We start from the raw sequence: 1,167 nt of genomic DNA, 5'->3' as shown, positions 1-1,167 counted from the left end.
ACCTGTGCTTTTTGCAAATCGACCTTGTTGAAGAAGCTGAATCAAGGAGATTATGAATCTGTTCCTGTAGAATTACAGAAATGGAATAAGGTAGGTGGGAAGGTTTTAGCGGGTTTATCGAATCGTCGCGCAGCGGAGGCAGGTTTGTGGGCGAAAGGGTCTTATGTTTCTTCAAATTATCAGAAGGTAGAAACGCAAGAGGCAAGGGGTCTTTTGAAACTAGAAGCGTTGGCACCGATTATAGGGTCTTGTTCAGGTTTTGGCGGCTTTTTAGTAGGCAATGGACCGATTCAATGGGCTTTTGCTGGCATAATGGTTTTAGCGGCCTGTACAGGTTTAGTGATTGTCACCAAACGATTTAAGGAACAGCGTTTATGATTTTTGGTTTCAAAAGAAAACTGTCTTTTCTATTTACGGCTTTAGCAGTTTTTTTAATGTCTTTAGTCAAGGTGTTTCAGCTTGGCAAGCGAAGCGAACGGCAAAAGCAAACAGAGAGAGCTTTAAAGACAGCAATAATCCGTTTTGAGGTGGAAAATGAAGTTAATCGAAAAAGTGATGTTGGGGTGCGTTGTGCTTTGTCTCGTTGGGTGCGTGGCAAATAGGGTTGTTTTTTGTGGTGGCTGGTTGCCAATTTATTTGGATCAACAAGGTGTTGGGGGCCTGAGGTTCATCTTTGCAAGAAACATTTTAAAACATAACCAACAGGGAGCCTATTTATGTGGTTGGAAAAATGGTTAAGAAATCAAGCAATAAAGGGAAAGATCTCACAGAAACAGAACAACAGCTTCTTCATGAAATGATAGAAACTTATCAAGGTTTGAAGATGATGTCACGTTTTGTAAAATGGATAGCCTTCATTCTCTTTGTGTTTGTTATTGATTTTGCTCGCCTGATGGATGCACTAGACAATATCTTTTCACATCTCAAAAAATGGATCACAAAAAGTTAGATCCACCTTATTTTGTAAAGAAGAAATGTTATAGCGCAGGGAAGTTTGTTTTAAGCCTGAATGATTGTGATATGGTTTGAGAGATCTTTAAGGATTTTGATTTTCTAGAAGTTGAGACCCTTTGGATAGCAGGTAGGGTAAAAAACACTCCGAAAAGAACTCTTGATTCGCAATAATGACGAGATGTGTTAAAAAATCCTATTCCCAAACTTTTATCC

General features: G+C 39.2%; 3 protein-coding genes. All 3 read left to right on the top strand.

Translation table 11 applies throughout. The annotated features are described in order from the left end of the window. Positions 1–378: lysozyme (locus tag GGR08_RS07985; protein ID WP_425485765.1), on the top strand; the 378-nt coding region annotated here is incomplete at its 5' end. After that, positions 375–602, top strand: coding sequence for a hypothetical protein (locus GGR08_RS07980; protein ID WP_183194762.1), 228 nt, complete (start codon positions 375–377; stop codon positions 600–602). The genes GGR08_RS07985 and GGR08_RS07980, both read left to right, overlap by 4 nt. Positions 603–730: 128 nt before the next feature. Further along, complete coding sequence (locus GGR08_RS07975) at positions 731–949, top strand: hypothetical protein (RefSeq protein ID WP_210273978.1); 219 nt, start codon at positions 731–733, stop codon at positions 947–949. Positions 950–1,167: the final 218 nt, after the last annotated feature.

Origin of the sequence: Bartonella fuyuanensis, from assembly GCF_014197255.1 — a bacterium.
GTDB lineage: Bacteria > Pseudomonadota > Alphaproteobacteria > Rhizobiales > Rhizobiaceae > Bartonella > Bartonella fuyuanensis.
The sequence above is the reverse complement of the archived record's forward strand: the minus strand, read 5'-3'. Positions and strand labels throughout refer to the sequence as shown.